The 6,415-nt window shown below is 48.8% G+C and carries 5 protein-coding genes; 2 read left to right on the top strand and 3 right to left on the bottom strand.

Features of this window, described 5'->3' with window-relative positions:
- Together ACTTHR_RS01970 and ACTTHR_RS01965 are read left to right on the top strand one after the other, a co-directional pair.
- On the top strand, positions 1-1,118 hold a 1,118-nt coding region (locus ACTTHR_RS01970; RefSeq protein ID WP_442604993.1), incomplete at its 5' end, for a leucine-rich repeat domain-containing protein.
- 339 nt (positions 1,119-1,457) lie between these two features.
- Positions 1,458-2,234 carry an outer membrane beta-barrel protein gene (locus tag ACTTHR_RS01965; protein ID WP_315333425.1) on the top strand — a complete coding sequence of 259 codons (777 nt, stop codon included), beginning with the start codon at positions 1,458-1,460 and terminating at the stop codon, positions 2,232-2,234.
- A 231-nt stretch (positions 2,235-2,465) separates the two neighbouring features.
- On the opposite strand, the gene pruA is transcribed toward ACTTHR_RS01965, so the two are convergent.
- From pruA to rocD, 3 genes are read right to left on the bottom strand one after another with little or no spacing between them, the layout of a single operon-like run.
- Positions 2,466-4,091, bottom strand: coding sequence for an L-glutamate gamma-semialdehyde dehydrogenase (gene pruA, locus ACTTHR_RS01960; RefSeq protein WP_442604992.1), 1,626 nt, complete (start codon positions 4,089-4,091; stop codon positions 2,466-2,468).
- Positions 4,092-4,110: 19 nt separating this feature from the next.
- Positions 4,111-5,025, bottom strand: a complete 915-nt coding sequence (gene ctlX, locus ACTTHR_RS01955; RefSeq protein ID WP_442604991.1) for a citrulline utilization hydrolase CtlX — start codon at positions 5,023-5,025, stop codon at positions 4,111-4,113.
- Between the two features lie 45 nt (positions 5,026-5,070).
- Positions 5,071-6,300, bottom strand: coding sequence for an ornithine--oxo-acid transaminase (rocD, locus tag ACTTHR_RS01950; protein ID WP_442604990.1), 1,230 nt, complete (start codon positions 6,298-6,300; stop codon positions 5,071-5,073).
- Between the last annotated feature and the right edge of the window lie 115 nt (positions 6,301-6,415).

The raw sequence follows: 6,415 nt of genomic DNA, 5'->3' as shown, positions 1-6,415 counted from the left end.
AATGCACCGCTTTACGGTACTTCAAATTATACGAATGTATGGATCTAGAGAAGATAATCCCTCCTCTCGAAGAGAATGACTGCTGCGAGATGCTATCCATACAATACACTCCCCTCCAGAGCTTAGACCTCTCCAGCTTTAAAAAGCTACTCGTACTGGTAGCCTCTTTCAACAAGCAACTAGAGAGCGTTAAGCTAGCCGAATGCCCCGAGATGTTTGATCTAGACTGCTCCTTTACCAAGATCTCTAAGATCGATCTCAGCAAGGTACCGGCTCTCACAGGCCTCTACCTATGCATGACTCAGCATCAAAACATAGATCTCTCCCTCACACCCAATCTAAAGCTCCTTTCTATTGGTGGTAATTATCTGAAGAACATAGACCTCAGTAAGACCCCTAAACTCACCAATCTGAGCCTCTTCGACAACGAACTTACAACGATAGATGTCAGCATGCTCCCCAATCTAGAAATACTAGAATTGGAGCAAAACAACCTCAAGACTGTTGATGTTAGCAAGAATAAGGAACTCAAAGAGCTGACCATGCACATCAACAATATCTCTGATCTAGATCTATCCATGCTCCCCAATCTGCACCTAATCACGCTCTCCGACAACAACATATCGGAAGAAGCAATGGGTAAGATCGTCTCCAAGATTCCTCAATGCAAGGAGTTCAACGAAGAGGGAGAAGAAGAAAAGGCAGACCTCTGGGGGCACTGCTATATCGTAAACACTCCCTCTCCTACGAGCAACGTCTGCAATACCCTACAAGTTGCAGAACTAAAGAAAAAGGGATGGACACCATACGATGTCAATGGAGCAGCAGACCCCCAAGGCTTTATGACCAATGCCGTAGAATATGCAGGATCTACCCCTACCGGCATTTGCGCACCCATCAATGAAGACGGGGTAAAAATCTCCCAAACAGCTACAGGAGTACAGATACAGGGGCTTAATGCAAACACCCATGTATACCTCTTCAATACGAGTGGAGAGATGCTACAGAGATACAACTCCCTCAGATCTAGCGAAGTCAATATCGCGACCGAAGGATATCCTGCAGGCACTTACTTCGTAGCCATAGGCAATAAGAGCTACAAAGTAATCTTCCACTAAGATCTAGAAAGACGAGACTATAACCGGCAGAAAGGCTGTTTGCAGGAGCAAAAGCCTTTACTATGTGGTCAGAGAGAAGATACGTTAGAGTTTTTACTTTGGCGTATCTTCTTGTTTTGGTAGTAGAACTCGGGGAAACTTCCTCTGTCTCCCACCTTTCCAACAAAAGAAAAGTATAGGTTTTACCCGACAATCTTCCAAAAAATCACATATTAGTTGCCTAAACACTAAAAATATAGTATTTTTGCTCTGCAAAAAAAGGAATGAAGAGCTTTCTCTCCGGAACGAGGAAGAGGCTTTAGTTCCCAATCAGAAACTAAATGATAAAATAGTTGTACGATGAAACAAATTCTCCTTACAGCCGTTATCCTCGCGATGGGCATCGCTCCGGCTTTTGGACAAAAACATGTTCAGAACGAAAAAAAACACTCTGTCACACACAACGAAAGACGCTTCACTGTTGAGAACCGAAGAAATCGCCCTACACGCGTACACTTGTATGCCGGTCTAGGGTCTTCTAATGTAAACCTCCTCACAAAGGGACTCAAGGTAGAGTCTGAAAGAGCCCTTCTAAGCCCCACGGTGGGTGTAGACGTCCGTATCCCTATCGGTAGACTATTAGACCTCACCCCCGGGTTTAGCTACAACCAGCGTGGTATACGCATTGTATCTCAAAACCCCATTGTAGGAGTAACAACGGTACGTACTCCCATACACACGCTCTCCGGGAGCCTTCTTTTGGGCACGAGTTTGGGCGATAATGATTTTAGACTTCGATTCAATTATGGACTCTATGCCGGCTATGCTATCGGAGGCTCTGCCATCAAGAAAGTAAGCAAAGGAGGCGGAAATGTAGAAGTCTACGAGGTGGACCTATTCAAAGGGGATGAGACTCTTCCTTCGGGAGGCATCTCTTTCGAAGGGTTCAATAATGGCAAGGTACTCCCCGCTCTTAAGCGTTTCGACCTTGGGACACGCGTTTCTTGGAGCTTTGAGTTTGGCGGTCACTACAACCTCTCCTTCAACTTCGACCATAGCATTCTCAACCAGAGCAACGACGAAACAGTCAAGCTCTACCACAGAAGTGCCTTCACCACTATCGGCTATACATTCTAAGAGAAAGACTAATAGAGAGGTATCCACTCTCTAATTCTCTACCCGATACGAATGCTCTCGACCTCTAAGGTTGGGGGCATTTCTTTTTATATGCATATCAACATAAAAAAGCGACCCGAGCCCTCCCCAAAAGAGGAAACTCTTTAGGTCGCTTCTCACCCTTTCTCAAAGGTCTAGAGAGCTAAATAACGGCGAATGTCAAGCTCTCTTATTGTACAGAGAAGGTATCCTCTACTTAAGGAAAGGATAGGTATAGTCCGTAGGCGGCGCATAGGTCTCTTTGATGCAACGAGGGCTGCACCACTTTAGAAGATTGATCGGGCCTCCGGCCTTGTCGTTGGTACCCGATGCTCTCGAACCACCAAAAGGCTGCTGCCCAACAACGGCGCCGGTAGGTTTGTCGTTGATGTAGAAGTTGCCGGCAGCATGCTCCAGAGTTTGTAGCGCGAGCTCCGTGGCGTATCGGTCGTAGGAGAAGATAGAGCCCGTAAGGCCGTACTTAGCCGTGCGATCAACGAGCTGTAATGTCTCAGCATACTCGCCATCGGGATACACATAGACCGTGAGAACGGGACCAAAAAGCTCGTCACACATAGTTTCGTAATTGGGCGTTTTGGCGAGTATTACAGTGGGTTGTACATAGTAACCTACGCTCTTATCGCAAGCACCTCCGAAGACAATTTCGGCATCGTTGCTCTGCTTTGCTCTATGGATATAGGCAGCTAGGTTATCGAAAGAGGATTCGTCAATCACCGCATTGAGAAAGTTGTCAAACTCGCGCACATCGCCCATTTTTACCGTTGCAAGCATATCGCCAAGGCGACTCTTCACATCCGCCCACATGCTCCGGGGGATATAGGCTCTACTTGCTGCCGAGCACTTCTGCCCTTGATACTCAAAAGCTCCGCGCAATAGAGCCACAGCCACCTCTTGGGCGTCGGAAGAAGGGTGTACCATAACAAAGTTTTTTCCTCCGGTCTCACCCACAATACGTGGATAAGTGCGGTAGCGGTCTATACCCGAGGCAATGCTCTTCCAAATAGAATTGAATGTAGCCGTAGAGCCCGTGAAGTGGAATCCGGCAAGCGACTCACTCGCAGTTACTACCTTGCCGATGGTGCTCCCTTGCCCGGGCACAAAGTTCACAACCCCATCGGGTAGCCCGGCCTCCTTAAATATCTTCATAAGGAGGTAATTGCTGTAGAGCGATGTAGAAGAGGGCTTCCACACCGTTGTATTCCCCATCATAGCAGGGGCGAGGTTGAGATTGGAGGCAATACTTGTGAAGTTGAAAGGCGTTACGGCAAAGACAAACCCTTCCAATCCTCTGTACTCCATACGGTTAAGCATGGTAGCATCGCTCAAGGGCTGCTCACTATAGATTTGCCCTGCATAGTAGGCGCTAAAGGTAAGGAAGTCGATAAGCTCACAGGGGGCATCAATCTCCGCCTGCATGGGGTTTTTACTCTGCCCCAGCATGAGAGAGGCATTGAGTTCGTAGCGATACTTTGTGGCAATAAGGCGCGCAATACGCATCATAATGGAGGCTCTCTCCGTCCAGGGTAGGCGGCTCCAGTCGTGCCGTGCCTTGAGGGCGGTATCGATGGCGAGTTGCACCTCTTTCTCCGTTGCCTTATGATAAGTACCAAGGCGGTGCTTGTGATCGTGGGGCATCACCACGTTGCCAATATCTCCTGTGCGATACTCTTTCCCTCCTATGATTATCGGGATCTCCACCTCTTGGGCGGCTTGGCGACCCAATGCGGCTTTGAGGGCTTCTCGCTCGGGCGTACCGGGGGCATAACTATATACGGGTTCGTTTTTGGGTTTCTCGAAGAGATATACAGAGTTGTTCATATGTATTCTTGGGATTTTACTAGATGAATATTTCGGCTACCATGCAGCGAGCACTCCCCCCGCCTATTGTTTCTATAGTGGTGAGGTCGGGCGCTAAGATGCGGCTATAGCGTTGTAATGTGCGTAGTTGATCGGGGGTGAGGGAGGCTTTGGCAGCGGCAGACATCAGCAGTAGGGACTGCCCTTTGTCGTCGAGCACCTCCAGCATATTGCCGGCAAAGTGGCACACTTGCTCCAGCGTGATGGGCACAATCTCGTGCCCACTCGCCTCCAGGCTCTCCACCACACGCCGCCGCTCCTCTTCGTCTCGGATGCTTTCGAGACAAACCACGGCGTACTCCGTGGCAATCGTCATCATCACATTGGTATGATAGATGGGCTGCCCTTGGCTATCGTAGGAGTGAAAGAAAAGACTTGTATAGTCCAATTCGCTGCAATACTCCTCTACCACCTTTTCACTTGATCGCTCACTGGCGCAGTAGTAAACCTTCTTGTGGACGCGGTCGAGACACATGCTCCCGGTACCCTCAAGATAGAGGTGTTCCTTTTCGAAGCCGGAGAGATTCACAATCTTGGTCACCCCCTCCAGCATCCCCACCGTGGCAAGAGCGGATAATTTTCTCTCCTTTTGTCTGTTGGGAGCAAACATGGGATAGAGAATAAGCTCGCCCGTGATATGGGTACTAAACCAATTATTGGGAAAAATTGAATCGGGGGTATAGGGTTGGGGCGTATCCTGTATTACCCACACATCCACCCCATTGCGCCGCAAAAGATCCACATAGTCATCAAATTCGCGTCGGGCACGCACGGCGGTGTCATTACTCTGAGCCTCAGCCTTTTGGAAGTAATTATTTGCCGCAGTCTCGCTATTAAACCCAAAAGACGCAGGGCGCACCATCAGTACTTTGTTCGTTGCTTGCCGTCTCTCCATAGTCCTATTTTCGTTGGAGGATTATCTATTTCTTCAGGCTTCTCTCTAGGCAAGCTCTTCGAGAGAACGACGGATAATGGCAACGGCCTCCATGAGCTGCTCTCGAGTAATGGGGAGCGGCGGAGCCAAACGGATGATATGACGATGGGTAGGCTTGGCAAGGAGTCCATTTTGGGCAAATTGCTCACATACATTCCATGCTTCTATCCCATTTCGAGGTTTAATCACGATGGCATTGAGCAATCCCTTCCCTCGAATCAATTCGATAAACGGACTATCAATCTTGGCAAGTTCTGAGCGGAAAAGCTGCCCCAACTCTTCGGCATGCTCTGCCAGATGCTCGTCTCTCACCACCTCGAGAGCCGCTATAGCGACCTTGCAAGCTAGGGGGAAACCGCCAAAGGTAGAGCCGTGCTCACCCGGACCAATCGTAAGCATTACCTCATCATCGGCAAGCACAGCACTCACGGGCAATACACCCCCCGAGATGGCTTTCCCCAAGACGAGAATATCGGGACGTACGCCCTCATGATCACAAGCCAAGAGGCGACCCGTACGGGCAATACCCGTCTGCACTTCATCGGCCACAAAGAGTACACGATGCTTGTGGCAGAGGTCGCAACAAGCCTTCAGATACCCCTCATCCGGCACCATTACACCGGCCTCGCCCTGTATCGGCTCGAGCAAGAAAGCAGCAACACGGTACCCCTCGCACTCCAAAACCTCCCTCAGCTGCTCTATATTATTGTACTCTATCTTAGCAAACCCAGGTGTAAAGGGGCCATAGTCGGTATAGCTGGAGGGGTCGCTACTCATAGATATAATACTAATGGTGCGTCCGTGGAAGTTGCCATTACAAACCACTACAATAGATTCGTCTTCGGGCACTCCCTTTACCCGATAAGCCCAGCGGCGTGCTAACTTGAGGGCGGTCTCTACGGCCTCTGCACCCGTATTCATGGGCAGAACCTTGTCATAACCAAAATAATGGTGCATAAACTCCTCATACTCCCCAAGGCAATCATTGTAGAAAGCGCGAGAAGTGAGGCATATTTTTGCCGCTTGATCAGTAAGTGCCTTTACTATCTTAGGGTGACAATGCCCCTGATTAACGGCACTGTACGAAGAGAGAAAGTCAAAGTACTTTTTACCATCTACGTCCCAAACAAACGGGCCTTCACCACGTGACAATACCACCTCTAGAGGATGGTAATTATGCGCCCCAAACCGGTGCTCTAGATCGATGTAATGTTGTGCGTTTTTACTGATCTGCATAGTACTACTCTATTATAATGTTATTACTTATCAGCTACGGAGGTGAGGTAAAGTCACTTGAACTAGTACTCAACCATCCTACTACCAAAAGTATAGAATTACAATAATAACACTA

The sequence above is a fragment of the Porphyromonas endodontalis genome (assembly GCF_052173515.1).
GTDB lineage: Bacteria > Bacteroidota > Bacteroidia > Bacteroidales > Porphyromonadaceae > Porphyromonas > Porphyromonas endodontalis_A.
This window is presented reverse-complemented; position numbering and strand designations above follow the sequence as displayed.

What these genes read in the sequence shown, in the direction of transcription:
- ACTTHR_RS01965 (WP_315333425.1), top strand. Translation starts at nt 1,458, where the DNA reads ATGAAACAAATTCTCCTTACAGCCGTTATCCTCGCGATGGGCATCGCT.
- pruA (WP_442604992.1), bottom strand. Translation starts at nt 4,091, where the DNA reads ATGAACAACTCTGTATATCTCTTCGAGAAACCCAAAAACGAACCCGTA.
- ctlX (WP_442604991.1), bottom strand. Translation starts at nt 5,025, where the DNA reads ATGGAGAGACGGCAAGCAACGAACAAAGTACTGATGGTGCGCCCTGCG.
- rocD (WP_442604990.1), bottom strand. Translation starts at nt 6,300, where the DNA reads ATGCAGATCAGTAAAAACGCACAACATTACATCGATCTAGAGCACCGG.